The following is a 20,175-nucleotide window of genomic DNA, read 5'->3' as shown; positions in this document are numbered from 1 at the left end:
AAGCTTGATATTATTCGTCTCTCAATGCGTCTATGGTATGAATATTTGCGGCTCGCCATGCCGGAAAAAATCCCGCTACGGCTCCGGCCAGTACCAAAACGAATACCGTAGAAATGGCCACGGTAAAATTCACGGATGGATTCACGATATAATCTACCTCTATATGTGGACCGAGAAACTCCAAAAGACCCATACTGAATATGAGTCCCGCAAATCCCGATATGGCCGTAATAAAAATAGACTCATGTAAGATCATTCCAACTATGGACCAAGGTTTGGCCCCCAATGCCTTTCTTATACCGATTTCCTTGGTACGCTCCCGTACCACGATCAGCATGATATTGCTCACGCCCACGACCCCGGCAATAATGGTACAGATGCCCACGAACCAGAAAAACAAGGCTATGTTATCGGTAAGACTATAATATCTTTTTGCCTCTTCCATAGCACTCCATACAAAAATGGCATTGGTATCATCGGGCGCAACGGTATGCGCTTTCTGCAAATAAGTCTGCAACTGGTTCTTAAACTTGATGGAACGGGCCACCGCCTCTTCAAAATTACCGGCCGGAGGCAAGGTATAGGCCAGATTGTTCAATCGGTCGCCCCCGTTAAAAACTTGCTGGGCCGTTGTCATCGGTATATAGATGCGTTCCTCTTCCCGGTCTTCCGTTTCATTAAAAACCCCGACGATTTTAAAGGGCAGCCCAGAAATTTTGATGAATTCACCTACCGGATTATCGACATCGGTAAAAACGTCATCGGCAATTTTCTTACCGATGACTGCGACTTTCGCCGTGCCCGTTTCGTCTTGGTAATTGAGAAACCTGCCCGCCGACATGTTTTCGTTCTCGATCATCTGGAATTGCCACGACACGCCTTGCACCTGATACACCAAGGCTTCATTGCCGTAGGTAACGGAAACGTTGCGAACAAAAATTCTGGGGGATTTAAATTGAATATCGTCTTCGAGGAGCCTAGCCGAAAACTCGTAATTGGCATTGGTCAACTGGATATTTCTTCCAGGATTCAAACCTTTATATTTCTTTGTGGTAGTACCGGGCCAAACCCAGACACTGGTTGCCGCATCTTGCTCAAACTCATGGGCTATACCATTACGGAAACCTTGACCAAAACCCAATAGAATGACCAATATAAAAATACCGGAAGCTACGGATAAGCCTGTGAGGAATGTTCGTAACTTGTTCTTACGAATAGTATCGAAAATTTCCTGCCACCTCTCGATGTCGAACATGTAGTTGATTTTGATTGATTGATGAATACGATTTATAATCGTACAACTACAAGACTAGAATTGAAGACCTTTGTTACAGCTTAGCTCAAAAAAAAATGTTAAACTTCCTCAGTGGCCCTGTTTTTCATCTTTCTATACACAAAGTAGAAAAGTCCCGCAACAAGAATATACGGTAGAGCCATAAGATAGACTATACCGTTGTTTATACCTTCCGCAGCCTTCATATCACCACTACTTTCAAGGGCGGCCCTACACATGGCACATTGGGCTTCAAGCGTATCGGGCAGCATGAGGCCGATCATTATCACGAATACAAACAAAGTCTTTTTCATTCTACTTTCTTCAAAAGTTAAATGCACCTCTCCCTAATCAAGCCGGATAATAAGGTGAAATCATTAGGTAAACCACTACACCGGTAATCGCCACATAGAGCCATATAGGAAAAGTAAGTTTAGCCCATTTTCTATGCTTTTCAAAATTTTTCAAATAGGCAAAAGCATAGGTTTTAAGCACTAAGGGTATGATAGCTATCGAAAGTACGATATGGGTTATCAATATAAAAAAATAGAGATACCGTACCGCTCCTTCCCCTCCATAAGAGGTAGATTCAGACGTCATGTGATAGGCTATGTACATCAACAAAAACAACACGGAAAGACCAATACAAGAGGTCATAATGTTTTGATGCAGTTCCCGTTTCCCACTTTTAATGGCCCAAACCGCAATCAATAACAAAACTGCGGTAAGTCCGTTTATCGAGGCGTATACAGGAGGGAGAAACCCAAGACGTTCCACATTTGGGATTTTGACCCCGAACAATATGGCCACCACAACGGGCACTATCACCGAAACAATGGTAATCAGTTTATTGAACTTTTTTTCCTGTAGCGCTGTCTGTTCCATCTATTCCGCCAATAATCGTTTAATATCTTCTTTTAGGGCTGAAATCTGTTCTTTCTCCCCATGTTCGTTCACTCCCTTTTTCTCGGTTATAGCCCCCCTGTAATATATAATAGGATTACCGAACTCGTCGGTTCTTGAACGCAGGTAACCTTCCTTATCGACCAATGCAAAAAGTCCAGAATGCTCAAAACCACCTGGGGCATCGGGCATTTCTGCCGCAAAGATGTTGAACCCGTTATTGGCCAGGTCATACACCTGCTCTTTGTCGCCCGTCATCAAGTGCCAATCTTTATCGTGTATACCATACTTTTTGGCATAGGCCTTTAACACCTGTGGGGTATCGTAATCAGGGGTAATTGAAAATGACGCTATACCAAAATTTTCGCTTGTCTTGAACTCCTCTTGCAAGACCACAAGGTTCTCGGTCATTACAGGACATATGGAAGGGCAGCTTGTAAAGAAAAACTCTACAACGAATACCTTTCCCTTGAAATCGGCATTAGACACCCTTATACTATCTTGATTGATAAAGTCAAAGGCAGGGACCTGTTTCTTCTTTCCGTTCAGCGTAATATAGGCCAGGGGTGCCTCCTTAGGTTTCACGTTCATACGATCGTTCTCCACAATGGTTCCTTTGGAAATTCGGTCAACAATCTTAGGAACGAAGATAATTCCAAACACCAGTATTACCAAAGACACCCAAACGTACGTATACTTTTTCATGTTCACTTAGAGATCAACGACCATTATTACTTTGCCCTATCGGCATTATTCTTTTTAAGCGCAAGACGGTATTCTGCCAATATAATTTTAATATCGTCTTCCATCTTGTTGTTCAACTCCGCTACCGAAGTTGAGTCAAAGCCGTATTTTGTACCATCGTCTTCGTCATTCTCCCTACCGCGCAGGTTCAAATCCTTATCTATGATAAAAACATAGGGGGTGCCTAAATTTTCATCGAGGCTTATATCGGTCTTCAGCGATGCGAAAAAATCGGTAATCTGGGCATCATCGGCAAAGACAAAGTTCCATTTTTTCATATCTACCAAGTGTCCCAATTCGCTCTCAAGCGAAGCTACCATATCTTCGGTACCCTTTGGAACGAGCATGACAAACTGAAAATCTTTGAATTTATAGAAGCGCTTGTAGATCTTTTGATTGAGGTTAAAGGCATTCCCCGCCTTGTTATCGAGGTTTTTTCCCAAAAAGCCCACTACGGTAATCTTATCTTTAAACGATACCTTGGCCGTTCCTATATGGGCCACATCATCAACGCCATTGGTCAATATGGGAAGCTTTCCGAAGTTATTAACGCCAGAGGCAAAGAAGAGGTATGCCACGATGGGCAATATGAACAATACGGTCAAGACTACAAACTTTTTCACCTGCATATACGAAGAACTTCAGACAATGAAATTAATACTTACAAAAATAAAAAAGACGGTCGTGAAACCGTCTTAGTATGCTGTTAATTTATAAAAATATTCGCTTAGAAATTCCACTGAATAAATCCATCCTTATACACGTTATAAACGTAGTCGGCCTCAAAAAGAAGAATGAAGACCAAATAGGCTACAAGGAAAATCGGAGTCCATACAATAGCCCTTCTCAAAGAACTTTTTTCATCTCTCAAGTGCATGAAATCCCATGCAATGTAGTAGGCTTTCACCAAGGTTAGAATAATGAATACCCAGTTGAGCAATTTCATCCCCAAAAAGTGTGAATGGGTCAAAACTCTTGGCTTAGCAATACCCAAGGCTACCTCTATAGCGGTAACGATAGACAAAAATATAAGTACGCCCCATATTTTTTGGGTATTGGACTTAAATTTTAGAAGCCCCCTGAAAATCTCTAGTTTGTGTGCGTGTGCCATTTTGTAATGTCAATTTCGTTAGATACCGTTTTACAACGGAAAAGCTATTGTTCTTGTTATACCAGATAGAAAAAGGTGAATACGAATACCCATACCAAATCCACAAAGTGCCAGTACAGTCCCACTTTTTCTACCATCTCATAATGCCCCCTGCGCTCATAAGTACCCAAGACCACATTAAAGAATATAATTACGTTGATTACCACCCCTGAGAAAACGTGGAACCCGTGAAATCCTGTTATAAAGAAAAAGAAATCTGCGAACAATCGGCTTCCGTACTCGTTACGGATCAGGTTTGCCCCTTCTACGACGTATTTACTATCTTTTATCTTTTTTAAGGATTCTTCCCTAGTAAGTAGTGTCTTATGACCTTCGTTCTCACCTTCCTGAACGATGGCTTCGGTACGAATAAGGATGTTCGGATGCGCTTTAAAACCTTCTACCACCTCATTTAAGGAATAGCTAGGCAAATAACCTTCATCAAAAAACCAAACCCCGTTCTTGCGCTCATGCTCGGTACGCTCGGTAGGAATGGTCTTAGCAAAATCCCTAATTGCAGCACGCTCACCGGTTTCGGCATTCACGAATTGCAGGATTCTACCACCATTGGTTTCTACCGCGCCATAATCACCTTTGATAAAAGTGCCCCATTCCCAAGCCTGAGAGCCTACGAATATAGCACCACCGATTATGGTCAAGAACATATACCATATCACGGCGTTCTTCTTCATTTTATGTCCGGCATCTACGGCCAATACCATAGTCACGGAAGACATAATCAAAACGAACGTCATAAACGCCACATAAATCATGGGGTAGTTCCCATGGAAGAAAGGAACGTGCGTAAACACCTCATCGGCAATAGGCCACGTTTCTATAAATTTAAATCTTGAAAAGCCGTAAGCGGCCAAAAATCCTGAAAATGTCAAAGCATCGGAAACGATAAAAAACCACATCATCATTTTTCCATATGATGCACCTAAGGGACTATTTCCGCCTCCCCACACGTTTTCTTCCGCCGTACCAGTTGTTATCGTTGAATCCATATTATTTGTAGTATGGTTAGATTTTGCACAAATTTATAGTTTTCTTATGTATCGTGAAAGTCGAATACTAATGAAAACCCACTTTATTTTAATTTATTATTCCACGAAATACATAAATGCCAGTAAATAAACCCATAAGAGGTCTAAAAAATGCCAAAACGTAGCTCCTAAATCTACCCCTAAGTATTCTTGAGGGGAATATTTTCCCTTAATTTGATTGTACAGCACCACCAATAATGAGATAATCCCCGCCGCAACATGCACAATATGCACCATGGCAATCAAAAAGACATATGATAATTTTATGTTACTTGTCGGGCCGGTAAAATAATATCCGGTAGCGATCATTTCCGAAAAACCATTGAACTGAAACACCACAAAAGCGATACCCAGCCCCAAAGTGACCAACAACCAGTTCGTACCCATTTTCGACTGCCCCATCTTTATGGCTTTTTTGGCCATTATATAGGTAAAACTGCTGGAGATAATGATCGCCGTACTGATAAAGAATGAATTCGGCAACAGCAGGTCACTGATCCAATCTTCACGCGAACTACTTACGATGTAGGCACTGGTCCACCCAGCAAATCCCATGAGCAGGCTAACAATACCGAACCACAGCATCATCTTCTTGGCCCTATCGTTCTTTTCCTTCCCCGTTCCTCTTGTTAAATCCATCTTATTAAATAAACTTATCTATTACGTAAACTACCTGCATTAGGGTTATATAGCTAACACTGGCCAACATTAATTTGCGGGCGGTAACGTTATCCCTCCGCTCATAGAGCAAAAAGGCAAAAACCAACATAACCATACCCATTAGAAATATAATTACCGCGGCCGGTATGGAAAGTTCCAACCTACCCGTAAAACCAAAAGCGGGCACCACTGAAATGACCAACATCCAAATGGTATACATTATAATCTGCAACGCGGTCCCCTTATCCTTTTTTCCGGTAGGAAGCATTTTAAAGCCCCCTCTTTTGTAGTCATCGTCAAGCATCCAGCCCAAGGCCCAGAAATGCGGAAACTGCCAAAAGAACTGTATCATGAACAAGGTTCCCGGCTCAATTCCGAATTCGTTCGTGGCGGCCACCCATCCCAACATAAAGGGAATGGCCCCAGGGAAAGCTCCAACAAAAACGGCCAAGGGTGTCTTGGTCTTCAAAGGCGTATAGCAACTTGTATAAAGAAATATGGAAATAGCGCCGAACATGGCCGTCTTAGGGTTCAATATATAAAGTGAAACCACCCCGAGAACGGTAAGCAAAATAGCGATGAACAAAGCCCTGTTAACAGACATCCTCCCCGAAGGTATGGGTCGGTTTCGGGTTCTTTTCATCAGGGCATCCAGATCTTTTTCAATAATCTGGTTGTACGCATTGGACGCACCTACCATACAATATCCACCGAAAGCCAATAACAACAACGAGACACCTTCTATTTGTTCGGCCCCGAGCAAGTAACCCGCCAAAGAAGAAAAAACCACGCTTATAGCAAGCCTAGCTTTCGTAATTTCTTTAAAATCGGCAATTGCCAGCGCCAAGGTAGGAGCCGTTGCCGTATTTACCGCAGTTTTCATTCATCTTTTTTCGAACGGCAAAGATAGCCTTCACCCTCTATTTTTGCAACCAATTGTACATCTTTATCTTATGTACGGCTACGATATTGAAACCACCCTGCCGCACGTAAAGGTAAAACACAAAAAAACCCGCCTAATTGTAGGCGGGTTTTTAAGTAAACATTGAATATATTTTATTGCAACTTAAAGGTAATAGGAATACTAAATGGAACCCTTACAGCCCTACCACGTTGCTTACCTGGTGTCATTTTAGGAAGCTTGCTGATAATACGTGCAGCTTCTTTCTCTAGGTTTTTGTCCGGACCACGCATTCTAACGTTACCGATGCTACCATCTTTTTGAATGGTGAACATTACACTAACCCTACCTTGAACACCCATTTCTTGAGCGATCTCTGGGTATCTAAAGTTTTTACTGATATGCTTTTGCATCATTTTCTGGAAACAGGCCCTTTTATCGGACTCACCTTCACAACCTGGAAAAATAGGCACATCTTCAATAACCGCAAAAGGCACATCAACATCTTCTACCTCTTCCTCAACGATTACATCCTCTACTTCGATAATCTCTTCTTCTTGACTGGTTTCAGTAGACTCGATTACAGTTTCCTCAACTTCTTCCTCATCTTCTACAACCTCAATTATTTCTGGAGCCGCTGGCGGTGGTGGTGGTGGAGGGGTCTTAATCTGCTCCGTCATAGGAACTTCTTCGTCCAATTCATCGTCAACATTCATTGAAATATCGTAGTCATTGGTTTTATCGTACGTTTTCCATTCTAACGCACCGTAGACCAATGCCATTGTAAGTGCCAGACCAATAACAAAATAGAGCCCGCTATTACGGCCTATATCTGCTTTCGGATTCTTTTTCGGTTCCATATATTTGAATTTTAATGTTTGCTAATTTAATTAAATATTCCTTTAACAAGCAACTAATTTTTCCATTTTAACCACCTTTCCCCTGAAAAAAGGGATTTTGCAATGAACGCCCCGGCAATTGCACCCACACTATTGGCCAATGCATCTAGAATATCGCCATGACGATCAGTTGTTAAACTGTACTGTAATACCTCAATAATTATACCATAAACAATAGCTACCACTGCAGCGTACCAAACCGATTTTTTAAGTGATGTATCGGCCTTGGTCCGTTCCCGAATAAAGAAAACACCCAAAAAGGCGGCCCCAAAATAAAAGCAAAAGTGAACGACCTTGTCGAAATTGGGTATATCGATGTCAACGCTGTCGCTATCCGAAAAAGAAACAAGGCTGGAAACGGTTACAAACACCATCCAGCCCAGTAATGCAATTGTATACTTATAGTTCTTAAGCACCTATAAGAGCCTTGTAGTCATCGGCAGACAAAAGTCCGTCTACCTCAGAAGCATCGCTAAATTTTATTTTCACCATCCAGCCACTTCCATAGGGGTCTGAATTTACGTTTTCCGGAGCATCTTCCAAAGCCTCATTGAACTCGACTATCTCTCCACTCAAAGGTTGAAATAGGTCGGAAACCGTTTTAACGGCCTCTACCGTACCGAACACCTCTTCCTTATCCAAGGTCTCATCAACGGTCTCCACTTCAACATAAACGATATCGCCAAGCTCGCTCTGGGCGAAATCGGTAATACCTACCGTTGCTATATCACCATCGATTTTGACCCATTCGTGATCCTTTGTGTACTTTAATTCTGCAGGTATGTTCATGATCTTATTTTTATGGAAGCAAATGTAAAGTTTTCTGAAGTAGTTTTCAAAAAAACGAGATGAAGTTGACAAGTAATTTTAGAAGGCTCCGCCAACACCTTTCAAACGGTTCCGGAAATCCCATCAAAATAAGAGCTTACCTTGTTTAGTTACCGAAATTATACCTTAAGGTAAAGCCGGTATTTATAGTAGTCTGCGGAAAAGCGGTAGAAACGGCAAACTGCGAGAACGAATGATCATAGAAGAACAAGGCGTTCAAGTTTTTACTCAATGCATAATCCGCAGTAAACTTGATCGACAGCAAGTTTTGACCCGAGGTAATCTGGTTATTGTCGATATCCAAGTTTCTTATAATCGTAATGTTGTCCCTCAAGGTAACATCCGCCTTTAAGTTCAAGTCTCCCTTTAAACGGGTCTTGTTCCCTCCTATGTTGGTCACGAACTTTACATCCTTAAAACGATAGCCTAGCCCTACGGTATATTCCTTACCGTTCATTTCGGTCATCAAATTATTGTCGAAACTAAGCGCCAAGGTTCTGCTGGTTCTCATTTCGGCCAAGATACTGACCGAGTTCTTCATTTCAAAATCAACACGCACCAAGGGGTTGAACTCATCGTTCAAGACCACGTTGTTCAGAATAAGGTCAGACATTCTATCCCCAGTCTCAGGGTCAAGGGTAGACGAGCCCTCATTTTCCAACTGGACTTTCTCGAGGTTGGTCTGAAATGAGTTGATACTATATGCCGCGCGATAGCCATGACTAAGTGAAAACCTTTGGAATTTCTTCTTGAACCACTTATTTCGCATCAGTCCTGTATACTTCAAATTCCAGTTAGGAATAGGAATCTGACGGAAGGCATCTAAGTTCACACGCTCCGCATCCTGCCCCGTATAGGCCGCAAAGAAAGCAGGCAACAACACATCTTGCTGCGTTTTACTGTACTTTTCAGGAAAACCTGTTTCTGGATTTATGTTTGCCACTTCTCCCCTATCCGCTACTAAGCGATTGGCGATGGTAATACGGTTTTGCTTGAACTGTTCAAAAGTCTTTGAATCGAACTCATCGCTTTTATTGAAAATCGTACCGATCATAACCGTAGAGATACTAAAATTACCGTAATCGTTCCCTAAAAGGTTATTGTACTCGAATTCACCGTTCGCATCTTTAGTAACACTAAAGTTCTCTTGATAGCTATTGGAAAACTGCCTATCGGCAGACAAGTCTATGGTCAAATCCTTAATAGGCTGTGCGGTGGCCGTAATGTTCAACTGTCGGTTTACATTCTGAACGAACTGTTCGTTAAACTCCCCAAAGTCCGTCAACCATCCTTTTCTTGCGGCATCGAACCGTACATCGGCCTGACTACCGAACACAAAACCGAAAGACGGTCTCAACGACCCTACGAAGCCGACCGACTGGGTATAGCCCGGCAGCACCTTACCCCTACTTTCATTATAGTTTACGTTCAAGCGTTTCACCATGGTGAGTACATCTACGGCCGTGTTGAACAGTCCACTACTTTTCTTTTTGGTCTTCTCGCCATCCGAAACAGGGTTGCCCGCCTTATCTTTTCGTACCGGGGCCTTACTGGCACTAGACTTCCCACTGCGTTTTTTAAGCCCTAGCATATCGTAGAACTTTTGCATGGTCAAATTGGCCGTAATATTATGCGTACTGGCATTCTGCACCGTATTGATGTCCCTGCCCGTTACTTCCTTCAATGCATCACCGCCACGTTGCCAATCAAAGTTACTGGTATAGCTGTATTGTGAATTTATAAAATCAAGCAATGGAATCTTACTGAAGGGAAGATCATAGTTGAGCTCCAACTGCTGGGCATGCCGGTTGGGTTCCCCTAAATCCCAAAAGCCATCCCACAACCCTAAGGTTTCATCAATAGCAGAGTTAGGGTCGGAAGGATCTTCAAAATAATTACGTACAATATGGTTGTTACTGGCAGTCATGTTCAAGCGCAACGACTTGGTAAGACTATAGTTGACCGCATATTGCCAATTGAACTGATAGTTCCTTTGTTGCAATGTCGGCAAATCTAATTTATCTACCCCTTCTTCAACAACATCCCTAAAACGCTGTTGGTTGAACTGTCGGTCTATATTGGAATTTACAGATACGCTTGTAGGCAGCAGGCTAAGGTTCAACTCCTTTAACCACCTCCAATACCGACTGGTAAACAACGAATCGTTCTTCATAAAAGGAGCCACCTCCACGGGTTTGAAGCTATGGTTGTACACAAAGCCCGCGGCAACGTTCTTATCTTCCAAGGCCGCTATTTCAAAATCCCTGTGATTGGTTTCGTTATAGGAGTAGTTGAACGTAAAGTTCTCGATATCGTAAAAATTGGCCTCGGCCTCTTCCCCCCTATCTTTACGCACCCCAATAAAGTTGATGCTTGTTCTTTTCGTATAATCTTCCGCCTGCTCTTCGATTGCATCCGGATCGTCGTCAACGGCAATTCTATCCTCGAGTTTTAAATCATCGTAAACCGGATCAAACTCAGGGGTTATCATCTGTTCCGACACCCCATAGTTAAACGGTATTTGAATACCCCATTTCTTAGGGAGCAATTGACCTATGTTTACGTTGGTCACCAAATCATAGGAAAGGGCATCTTCACGGGCACGCTCGTTCGGCATTTGATCAATGGCACCAAAACCGGAGGTACTTGTACTTCCCGTTGCAGAGATATTCGCAAAATCGGCAAAATTGGCATCAACGGCGGCCAAAGCGGCCCATCCACCCTCGTTATCCAATCCGGCCAAACGAAGCTCATTGAACCACACCTCAGCACGGGCCGGGAAATCGCTAATGTTTTTCACACCTACCATCATACTACGGATGCTTCCCAAAGAAGGGTTACCCTGAATACCGATACGCAATTGACCCGGTGTTCTCGGAGCAAATTCATTTACGGGAACCACTTCCCCATTGACCACTTCAAAATATCTGATCTCACTTAAATCCGTTCCGGCAATCCAAACCGACTTCACTTTGTTCAAGTCCGCCAACAGAATTTCCATTTGGTTGTTATCGGGCCAAACCGCGGATTCAGAACTAGCCCCAAAAGGTGTAAACTCCAAGGGAATTTCCAACTGATAGAAGTTTTCCGAGAAATCGGTTCCTATCCTAAGAAAACCGACCAAAGGTTCTTCCACATTATAAGTATCCGTTTCCAAGATCTTTTCGGCATGAATGAACATTTTCAGCTTCTCGTACTGACGTATATCTATATCAAGGTTCTTGAACACCCCTCGCGAATCCCTAGGCTCAAGGTTTTCGACCACAAAAGAAAGCGACTGCTCGTTTTGCTGAATGATCGTATTATTATTGTTCAATTGCTCACGACGTACCCCAGGAGGCAAGACATAGGGAATAGGACTCCTATTCTCATTTTCCTGAATGTTAACCGCATTTACGTCTAAGGTAGTAGCATCATCCGTTGCATCGGGATCGTCCTTATCGAGCGACTTTACATAGGTACGCCAATCACCGCGCACCAAATCAAGGGTGGCAAAACGCAAAAGCACATCGCTGGAAAAGCCGGTCATATACATACGCAATGAGCTGATCGACCTAAAATCGTTGATCCCACCAACGGCCGCCGTAAAGTCACTTAACGGAATCTTATATTGGATCCACCTTGTACGCACCGTACTTCCATTCGGAATCCTATTACCTGAAAGCACCAATGAATCGCGAATATCGGTAACGTATTTATCGTTGATGGTCGTATTGGGCTTGATCGGGATGCGATATTCGTAATAGCTGTTCACCGTGTTCATGGTCAGGTCACGGTCCATATCCTCAACATCGGGCAAAGTGGTCGACCCTCTATTATCGTTGGTTACCTGTACCGGTGAGTTGCCCTGTGGGTTATTAAAGTTCAAATAGCGATTTAGTATACTTCCGTCGCGCTGCAAGAAATATTCGTAATTATCCAAGGCGGGATCCTCAGGGTTTTCATTGCCGTAAATAGCCGCTTCGGCCGTATCGTCCAAACCGTCAAAACCAACATCTTGTTGAGCACGGCTCCCTTCATTCACATCAAATGCATAGACCAAGGCCTGGGTTGCCGGAACAGGACCCCAAACAGGATTTTCAGGCTTAACACTTCCCTCACCGTTTATCGGCAATCCGTTTTCATATTGCTTTAGCCCATCAGCCAAAATATCTTCGGAAATGGTACCAAGGTTGAACACCAGCTCACCTTCGCTTGTTGCCGTACCGTCAAGATAAGGATCCATAACCCAAAACTGAACAAACTCCACATTGGCCTGCTCAAAGTTCGTGCTGCTCAACGAACGCATAATACCACCCCATTTATCGTTGGGCGATTCGGTCTGGAAATTCGGGTTGGCATTATAAGGCCCCTTCATTTCAGGGTAGTAGGCCAAGTCAAGTGTAGTCTGCTGACGCGTCTGCCCCTGTGCCTGTTCTACTTTAGGAAATACCTCATCGATATATATTCTTCGCGTGGCATTGGTAGAAATATCGTTATCACTTATACTCGAAGGCCTTTGGTTGGTATAGAAAATGGGATCTATAGTATACCATGCCATTTTCGCCCTATTGAAACCGGTTTCCAAACCTTTTTGGGTAGGCGAGTCTAAAAATTCAACTGGCGTACTGGCAAGGGTCCACCCCAAGGAGGAACGAATATCGATCAATGCCTGAGCTCCCTCGAAATCGTCTAAATAGGTCGTGGTTTCCCCTTCAAAATCGGCATTTTTAGGCGAATTCGGTTTTAACCAGGCCACTTCACCCCGAACCGAAAGGTTTGATGGCACATCGGTATCTATATTAGGAAGCTTATTGACCAGTCGGGTCAGGAAGGGAACCTCGGTAGAAAAGTTTCCATTGATCCCGAATACAGTATTGTTTACCGGCTCGACTCCAAAATTGGACTTTTGTGTCAAGGGGCGTTCGTTCAGGTTCAACAAAGTTGCGCCCAGCACAAAATTCTTATTAAACTGGTGCTCGACGTTGACCCCGGTAAACCGACGTGTTTGCTGCCCAAATACGGCGTTGTTCTCTACGGAAATATTAATAGGGGTATTGGAAGCCTCGAGACTTGGATCTAGAATCTGTACCGTACCCGCCTGATAATTCACGGTGTAATCGATACCCTCTTGCAATTGCCTTCCTCCAGCGGTAACCCGAACCGAGCCCCTTGGCACATTGAAGGCTCCAATGGGTATACCATTGCTTCCCTCCGACTTATATTTTCCCTTTAAAATAAATTTATCCTTTTCAGGGTTCTGTAAGGCTGCTGATTTCGTCAGCTCGTACATATCCCTAAAAACATATTTCTTCTGATTCTCGTTATAGGAGTTTTCAGCACTATAATCACCCCCACCCAAACGGTTGAACAAGTATTCCCCGAAAGGTTCAACCTTTGTAAAGATTATTTGTCCGTTCTCGGTATCCACCGTTATACCCGGTACAAAATCGAAAAAACCATCACCTCCGGGTTGTATATCATTGTAGACATTAAGCCTATCGAAATTAAATATCTCCAGCAGTATACGTTCCTGTAAAGGCTTTCCCCCATCCGTTTGGTTCGGAAAATCCTCTACTGGCGTAATATAGTTTCGTGGCGTCGGGTTTGAATAAAGAATATTCATCTTAAAATCTTCTTGGCTCAACCTAAAGGCGCCCGTAGCGTAGATGTTCTTCATCATCAAATCCCAAATAGGATCCGAAACATTGGTAATATTACTTTTAAGTAGTTTTAAAACCAGTGTATTGTTATTGATCACGGGATTATCTACGGCCCCTGAAATCGAAGTGGCATCTAGCCCCCCGTTGGCGAACTCACCCACTTGATACACTTGGCCGTTGTATGTATATTGAAAGGCCACCGCCAAAACCTCATCATTGCTCAAACGTTGGTTCAAGGAAATATACCCTAGCTGGGCGTTAAATTGAAAATCCCTTCCCTGCTCCAGTTTCCGTGCATTTTCCAGATAGGCGTAATCAAAACCCTGGTTCGGCTGGTATCCGGCTATATTGAAGCCTTGTTCTACGGTAGACACATCGCGAATACTTGAGGTAAGCGCTCCACCCTGACCTATAAGGCTGGGATCGTAATTATTCGCGTTGTTACGCGGCAATTGGTTCGGTTGACCCGATGGATTGGATTTAAAGAATTGCGTCGGGGCATTTTGTGAAATTCGGGTTTTCGCCTCTCCGGCCACCAAGGGGTCGTACTCCCCTAAATCTTGTATACCGACAACATTACGGACATTCAATGTTTGCTGGCTTCTATTGGTAACCCAAACCTCTAAACGCGTAATCTGGACCTGGCTCTTGATATATGGGTAATTGGCCAAGGCCGCATCGTAGTTATCCCTAAAATATTGGGCCAAAAAGAAATGTTTGTCTTCGTCGTACTGTAAGGCCGAAACCGAAAAATCGTTAACGGTACCACCACCTTGGGCCACTACGGTATTGTTTTGTGAACGTTGTTCGGAAAATACCGCGGTCACCATGGTCTTACCGAACTGCAGCTGTGTCTTAACCCCGAAAAGGCTCTGGGCCCCGGTAATCAACGAGCTATTCAACGGCATATTCACATTACCCACCTCAATAGACCGGATGATATCATCTTCGGTGGGCGTATAGTCTAATTTTACAATGTTCTGGAAATCGAAAGTAGCCTCGGTATCGTAGTTTGCCGTTACCTGTAATCGCTCCCCTATTTTACCTAGCATACTCAAACTGATACGCTGATCAAAATCAAAGGATAGATTGGTACGGTTTCGTGGGGATAAGGAAGGGTTATCGTTTTTCTGCCAGATAACCCCAAGGTCCATGGCCACGGAACCCTGTGGAATAACCTCTATGGTGTTGCCTCCAAAAACGGATTGAAAGAAGTTATTATTGACATAAAAGTTGGGCAGTAAGTTTTTCCGAGCCTCTTCACTACCTTCCTTTTTACCCGCGAAGGCATCTGATTTTTCCTTAAAATAATCTTTGATACCCTCTTGGCGCACCAGCTCGTAATACTGGTCAGGAGTTAAAATTACCGGATACCCAATATCAAAGTCACCTACCTTTTCGGAATAGATGTACATATTCAAATTGGGATCGTACTCGTATTTACTCACAATACTTTCAGGATTTTCCATTTTGAGTTTACCCAAAGAAAAACCCGTCTTTACGGAATCCACCTGCTGCTCTTCCTTATCTTCATTTTCGGTTTCCTGGGCATAGGTTATTCCCGTTGAAACAATCAAAAATGAAAATAGGAGAGTAAGCTTAAATATTGATTTAAGAAATAGTTTGGCCCCTGTTTTCAAACTTGTTATAAATTTTTAAGCGCAAGTTTAATTATGTTCTCTACGCTGAGCGAGGGGTCTTGGGCAAGTACTTTATCAACTACCTTTTCGGCGGATCTTCTTACAAAGCCAAGAACCTCTAAAGCAGATAACGCTTCTTCTTTATTTGTATTGTTCGCAGCAGCGGAAACTTCACCTATATCATACACTTTTAGAATCTTATCGCGTAGGTCGAGAATTACGCGTTGGGCCGTTTTGGCCCCAATACCTTTTATCGATTGAATCGTGGCGACGTCCCCATTGGCGATGGCATCCCTAATTTGAGCGGGCTCCAACGACGACAACATGGTCCGTGCGGTACTGGACCCTATACCTGAAACCGAAAGTAAAAGCCGGAAAATTTCGCGTTCCGATCTTTCGGCAAATCCAAACAAGGTGTGAGAATCTTCTTTCACCTGAAGATGGGTGAACAAACTTATACTCTCAGAGTCGCCTACCTTGGCAAAGGTATTGAGCGAAATATTGACAAAATAACCCACCCCTGCACATTCAATTACTACATAGGTCGGGTTTTTCTCCACAAGTTTTCCTCTAAGATGCGTGATCATGTTCGGGTGGTTTTGGGGTTATTTTTGTCCGGCCATTACAGCCGGACCATAGTTATTATTTGGCCTGAGCCTTGGCCTTTCTTCTTTTTTCCCGTTCTTGGGCATCAATAACGGCAACCGCGGTCATATTCACCATCTCATCTACACTTGCCCCTAATTGAAGTATATGGACCGACCTTCTCAGCCCGACCATGATCGGACCAATACTATCCGCCTGGTTTAATTCCTTCAATAATTTATACGTTATGTTCGCCGCTTCTAGATTAGGAAAAATCAAAGTATTGACTTTTTTACCTGCAAGTTTAGAAAACGGAAACTGACTTTGGAGCAACTCTTTGTTCAAGGCGAAATCGGTTTGGATCTCACCATCTACCACAAGGTCAGGATTACTTTCGTGCAAAATACGAACGGCCTCCCTAACCTTTTTGGCATGGGGATGGCTCGATGAGCCAAAGTTGGCGTAAGACAAGAGGGCCAATACAGGTTCAAAACCAAAGGTAGAAGCTACATTGGCCGCGTTCTGGGCTATTTCGGCAATCTCTTCGGCATTTGGATCAATATTGATAGAGGTATCGGCCAAAAACAACGGCCCCCTATCGGTAATCATAATATTGACTGTCGACACCTTTTTCACATTCGACGCCCGACCAATAACTTCAAAAATTGGTTTCACCACTGTTGGATAGGCCCTTGAATAGCCAGAAATCATTCCGTCCGCATCACCCTCGAGCACCATCATAGCCCCGAAATAGTTACGCTCACGCATTCTTATTTTAGCACTGTAAAGAGTAGTACCACTGCGCTTTCTACTTTCCCAAAATTTGGTAGCATAACGTATGTGCTTTTCATCAAATTCCTTCGACGTAGGATCAACGATTTCAATATCGGCATCAAAATCCAATTCCTTTTTCAGCTCGAGGATAATCTCTTTTCTTCCTAAAAGAATAGGTTCGGCAATACCTTCTTCGTGAACGATCTGAGCTGCCTTAAGCACATCAAGATGATCGGCTTCGGCAAAGACGATACGCTTTTTATTCATTTTAGCACGGTTGTGCAACAAACGCACCACCTTATTATCATTCCCTGATCGCTGCAAAAGTTCCTCTCGGTAACGATCCCAATCTTCAATAGGGTTTTTGGCCACACCACTATCCATTGCCGCTTTGGCCACGGCCGGTGGAATCTCTGAGATCAGACGTTGATCGAAAGGTTTAGGTATTATATATTCTTTACCAAAAGTCAGCCTGGTTTCCCCATAGGCAATGTTCACCTGCTCAGGTACCGGCTGTTTGGTCAATTCGGCCAAGGCCTTAACGGCGGCCATTTTCATCTCTTCGTTAATGGTCGTGGCACGCACATCCAAGGCTCCCCTAAAAATAAAAGGAAATCCGAGCACGTTGTTCACCTGGTTCGGGTGGTCTGAACGTCCCGTAGCCATGATAATATCTTTACGTGTCTTGACGGCCAGGTCGTAATCTACCTCTGGATCAGGGTTCGCCATAGCAAACACGATAGGGTTTTCGGCCATTGATTCTAACATCTCGGCAGTAACGATATTTGCAATGGAAAGACCGACGAACACATCGGCATCGACCATAGCTTCGGCAAGCGTATCTATTTTTCTATCGGTCGCAAATTCCTTCTTGGAAGCGGATAGGTTCTCGGCATCTTTTCTAATGACCCCCTTACTGTCTAACATGACAATATTTTCGGCTTTGGCCCCGAAAGCCTTGTACAGTTTGGTACAGGATACTGCGGCAGCGCCGGCCCCACTGATAACGATGCGTGCCTCCTCTATTTTCTTTTCCGATAATTCAAGGGCGTTCAACAAGGCGGCGGCAGAAATGATGGCCGTACCATGTTGGTCATCGTGCATTACCGGAATATCTAGTTCTTCTTTTAGCCTACGCTCTATTTCAAAAGCTTCAGGAGCTTTGATATCCTCTAAATTGATTCCTCCAAAAGTAGGGGCAATCATTTTAACGGTCTCTACGAATTTATCTACATCTTCCGTATCAACTTCAATATCTATACCATCGATATCGGCAAAAATCTTGAACAACAAACCTTTCCCTTCCATAACGGGCTTTGACGCTTCGGGTCCAATATTTCCCAGCCCCAAGACGGCCGTACCGTTCGAGATAATGGCTACAAGATTCCCTTTTGAGGTATATTTATAGGCGTTATCCTTGTCCTTTGCAATTTCAAGACAAGGTTCTGCCACACCCGGTGAGTAGGCCAAGGCCAAATCACGTTGGGTGCTATAAGGTTTTGTAGGAACGATTTTTATTTTACCAGGCTGTGGTTTAGCGTGATAGATCAACGCTTCCCTTCTCTGCTTTTGATTGCCCATAGGATTATTCTGTTTTAAGGAGACAAATTTAAGGGTATTCTTCGGATATGTATAGCCCGTTAAGCGTATAAATTTCTACGAATCACCCCTATTAAAGAGGAAAAACATCTCAACTAGCCCATTTTTTCTTCCCTCTCGCCCTTTACGTTCAAGCGCAAAGAAAACACAGCGGCAAGTACGAAGAACACACCAGCGAACAAAATGGCATTAACCGCATTACCGCCTAAAAGGCTTTTAAAAATAGGCCCGAAAGTAAGGGTTTCTATCCCCATGGGAATAACGATCATCATATTCAAAATGCCCATATAAACCCCACGTCTATCTTGCGGTACGATTTTAGACACCATGGTATAAGGGATACCCATCATTGCCGCCCAGCCGATACCAAAAAACACCATGGGAAACAAAACGTATATGGGGTCGGATATATACGGAATGGCAAACAGTGCCAAACCGGTACCCAACAAACTGGCCGCATAGACCTTTTTACTTCCGATTTTAAGGACCAAGGGTACCAAGGCCAAGGCCACGACCATGGTAGATATATTGTAGGTAGTACTCATTTTTGCCGATTGGGCCGCAGCCGCGGAAAGATCGAACCCCATGGTATGCATAAACAAAGGGGTTATAAACTGCCAATACACAAAAAGCGCATACCATTGAAAAAGATAAACTATGGAAAGCTTCCACATAAAAGGAGGCATTTCTTTGATTGCCTTTGATATTTCCACGAAAGGCATATTGAAACGCTGAGCGAAGGACAGCGCATTATGCTCCTTTATTTCCTTCATTTCATTTTCCGTTGGCGGAATCTCCGGCGTTTTCAATACGGACCAAAGAATAGTGGCCACCGATAAAAAGGCCCCTATAAAAAAGGAATAGTACAACCATTTGGGAATAGACCCCGCCACATCGGCAACGTCGCCGCCCCCAAACCAATCTTGAAACAAGAAAATAGAAGCATTCGCCAAAACAATACCCGCCCCCACGAACAGACTTTGCATTTGATACCCAAGGCTCAACTGCTTTTCGGGGAGCTTATCGCCTACAAAAGCACGATAGGGCTCCATGGCCATATTGTTCCCCACATCTAAAATCCATAGTAGGCCAACGGCAAACCATAAGGCGGGACTCAGCGGAAACGCGAATAAGCACAGACTGCCAATAATGGCCCCGATCAAGAAAAATGGCTTTCTACGACCGAAACGGGGAGACCACGTCTTATCCGATATGGCCCCGATAATAGGCTGTATGACCAGACCCGTAACCGGACCCGCTATATTCAAAATGGGCAACATATCTTCAGACGCCCCCAAGAACAAAAAAACAGGATTGATAGCGGTTTGCTGTAGGCCAAAACTGAACTGAATGCCCAAAAAGCCCACGTTCATATTAAAAATCTGCCAAAAACTTAAGCTTGGTTTTTTTATCAAGTGCATTACAAGGAGGTTTGGTGCTAAAACTACCTAACAAGATAACACAATATATCTTCGGCCCGAAAGAACTTTCACGGAATTTTCAAAAGTTGGCCAACTCTAACGTTTGAGAA

General features: G+C 43.5%; 16 protein-coding genes. All 16 read right to left on the bottom strand.

The genetic code is table 11. From position 1 onward, the window contains the following. Positions 1 to 10 precede the first annotated feature (10 nt). On the bottom strand, positions 11 to 1,255 hold the full coding sequence (locus BW980_RS13525; RefSeq protein ID WP_076455753.1) for an ABC transporter permease: 1,245 nt from the start codon (positions 1,253 to 1,255) through the stop codon (positions 11 to 13). A 98-nt stretch (positions 1,256 to 1,353) separates the two neighbouring features. Beyond that, on the bottom strand, positions 1,354 to 1,587 hold the full coding sequence (locus tag BW980_RS13520; RefSeq protein WP_076455752.1) for a hypothetical protein: 234 nt from the start codon (positions 1,585 to 1,587) through the stop codon (positions 1,354 to 1,356). Positions 1,588 to 1,624: 37 nt separating this feature from the next. Beyond that, on the bottom strand, positions 1,625 to 2,158 hold the full coding sequence (locus BW980_RS13515; RefSeq protein WP_076455751.1) for a DUF420 domain-containing protein: 534 nt from the start codon (positions 2,156 to 2,158) through the stop codon (positions 1,625 to 1,627). Continuing rightward, positions 2,159 to 2,881 carry an SCO family protein gene (locus BW980_RS13510; RefSeq protein ID WP_076455750.1) on the bottom strand — a complete coding sequence of 241 codons (723 nt, stop codon included), beginning with the start codon at positions 2,879 to 2,881 and terminating at the stop codon, positions 2,159 to 2,161. 26 nt (positions 2,882 to 2,907) lie between these two features. Then, on the bottom strand, positions 2,908 to 3,543 hold the full coding sequence (locus BW980_RS13505) for a hypothetical protein (protein WP_076456263.1): 636 nt from the start codon (positions 3,541 to 3,543) through the stop codon (positions 2,908 to 2,910). A gap of 104 nt (positions 3,544 to 3,647) precedes the next feature. Beyond that, complete coding sequence (locus tag BW980_RS13500) at positions 3,648 to 4,031, bottom strand: cytochrome C oxidase subunit IV family protein (protein ID WP_076455749.1); 384 nt, start codon at positions 4,029 to 4,031, stop codon at positions 3,648 to 3,650. 56 nt (positions 4,032 to 4,087) lie between these two features. Beyond that, positions 4,088 to 5,077 (bottom strand): cytochrome c oxidase subunit 3, encoded by a 990-nt coding sequence (locus BW980_RS13495; RefSeq protein ID WP_076455748.1) that lies wholly within the window; start codon positions 5,075 to 5,077, stop codon positions 4,088 to 4,090. 96 nt (positions 5,078 to 5,173) lie between these two features. Continuing rightward, the gene (locus BW980_RS13490; RefSeq protein WP_076455747.1) at positions 5,174 to 5,755 is read right to left on the bottom strand and encodes a cytochrome c oxidase subunit 3; all 582 of its coding nucleotides are present in this window, start codon (positions 5,753 to 5,755) and stop codon (positions 5,174 to 5,176) included. Between the two features lie 4 nt (positions 5,756 to 5,759). Then, positions 5,760 to 6,659, bottom strand: a complete 900-nt coding sequence (gene cyoE, locus BW980_RS13485) for a heme o synthase (RefSeq protein ID WP_076455746.1) — start codon at positions 6,657 to 6,659, stop codon at positions 5,760 to 5,762. 173 nt (positions 6,660 to 6,832) lie between these two features. Further along, positions 6,833 to 7,537, bottom strand: coding sequence for an energy transducer TonB (locus BW980_RS13480; protein ID WP_013993733.1), 705 nt, complete (start codon positions 7,535 to 7,537; stop codon positions 6,833 to 6,835). A 53-nt stretch (positions 7,538 to 7,590) separates the two neighbouring features. Further along, positions 7,591 to 7,992: a VanZ family protein gene (locus BW980_RS13475; protein ID WP_076455745.1), complete on the bottom strand. Its 402-nt coding sequence runs from the start codon at positions 7,990 to 7,992 to the stop codon at positions 7,591 to 7,593. After that, on the bottom strand, positions 7,985 to 8,365 hold the full coding sequence (gene gcvH / locus BW980_RS13470; protein WP_013993731.1) for a glycine cleavage system protein GcvH: 381 nt from the start codon (positions 8,363 to 8,365) through the stop codon (positions 7,985 to 7,987). Before gcvH ends, BW980_RS13475 begins: the two co-directional genes overlap by 8 nt. Before the next feature lie 145 nt (positions 8,366 to 8,510). Then, complete coding sequence (sov, locus tag BW980_RS13465) at positions 8,511 to 15,686, bottom strand: T9SS outer membrane translocon Sov/SprA (RefSeq protein ID WP_076455744.1); 7,176 nt, start codon at positions 15,684 to 15,686, stop codon at positions 8,511 to 8,513. Between the two features lie 5 nt (positions 15,687 to 15,691). Then, on the bottom strand, positions 15,692 to 16,273 hold the full coding sequence (ruvA, locus tag BW980_RS13460) for a Holliday junction branch migration protein RuvA (RefSeq protein ID WP_013993729.1): 582 nt from the start codon (positions 16,271 to 16,273) through the stop codon (positions 15,692 to 15,694). 55 nt (positions 16,274 to 16,328) lie between these two features. After that, positions 16,329 to 18,626 (bottom strand): NADP-dependent malic enzyme, encoded by a 2,298-nt coding sequence (locus BW980_RS13455; protein ID WP_076455743.1) that lies wholly within the window; start codon positions 18,624 to 18,626, stop codon positions 16,329 to 16,331. A 113-nt stretch (positions 18,627 to 18,739) separates the two neighbouring features. Next, positions 18,740 to 20,065, bottom strand: coding sequence for an MFS transporter (locus BW980_RS13450; RefSeq protein WP_076455742.1), 1,326 nt, complete (start codon positions 20,063 to 20,065; stop codon positions 18,740 to 18,742). Positions 20,066 to 20,175: the final 110 nt, after the last annotated feature.

The sequence above is a fragment of the Zobellia uliginosa genome (assembly GCF_900156625.1).
Classification (GTDB): Bacteria; Bacteroidota; Bacteroidia; order Flavobacteriales; family Flavobacteriaceae; genus Zobellia; species Zobellia uliginosa.
Note: the sequence above shows the minus strand (reverse complement) of the source record. Positions and strands in the feature narration are given on the sequence as shown.

What these genes read in the sequence shown, in the direction of transcription:
- BW980_RS13525 (WP_076455753.1), bottom strand. Translation starts at nt 1,255, where the DNA reads ATGTTCGACATCGAGAGGTGGCAGGAAATTTTCGATACTATTCGTAAG.
- BW980_RS13520 (WP_076455752.1), bottom strand. Translation starts at nt 1,587, where the DNA reads ATGAAAAAGACTTTGTTTGTATTCGTGATAATGATCGGCCTCATGCTG.
- BW980_RS13515 (WP_076455751.1), bottom strand. Translation starts at nt 2,158, where the DNA reads ATGGAACAGACAGCGCTACAGGAAAAAAAGTTCAATAAACTGATTACC.
- BW980_RS13510 (WP_076455750.1), bottom strand. Translation starts at nt 2,881, where the DNA reads ATGAAAAAGTATACGTACGTTTGGGTGTCTTTGGTAATACTGGTGTTT.
- BW980_RS13500 (WP_076455749.1), bottom strand. Translation starts at nt 4,031, where the DNA reads ATGGCACACGCACACAAACTAGAGATTTTCAGGGGGCTTCTAAAATTT.
- BW980_RS13495 (WP_076455748.1), bottom strand. Translation starts at nt 5,077, where the DNA reads ATGGATTCAACGATAACAACTGGTACGGCGGAAGAAAACGTGTGGGGA.
- BW980_RS13490 (WP_076455747.1), bottom strand. Translation starts at nt 5,755, where the DNA reads ATGGATTTAACAAGAGGAACGGGGAAGGAAAAGAACGATAGGGCCAAG.
- cyoE (WP_076455746.1), bottom strand. Translation starts at nt 6,659, where the DNA reads ATGAAAACTGCGGTAAATACGGCAACGGCTCCTACCTTGGCGCTGGCA.
- BW980_RS13480 (WP_013993733.1), bottom strand. Translation starts at nt 7,537, where the DNA reads ATGGAACCGAAAAAGAATCCGAAAGCAGATATAGGCCGTAATAGCGGG.
- gcvH (WP_013993731.1), bottom strand. Translation starts at nt 8,365, where the DNA reads ATGAACATACCTGCAGAATTAAAGTACACAAAGGATCACGAATGGGTC.
- ruvA (WP_013993729.1), bottom strand. Translation starts at nt 16,273, where the DNA reads ATGATCACGCATCTTAGAGGAAAACTTGTGGAGAAAAACCCGACCTAT.
- BW980_RS13455 (WP_076455743.1), bottom strand. Translation starts at nt 18,626, where the DNA reads ATGGGCAATCAAAAGCAGAGAAGGGAAGCGTTGATCTATCACGCTAAA.
- BW980_RS13450 (WP_076455742.1), bottom strand. Translation starts at nt 20,065, where the DNA reads ATGCACTTGATAAAAAAACCAAGCTTAAGTTTTTGGCAGATTTTTAAT.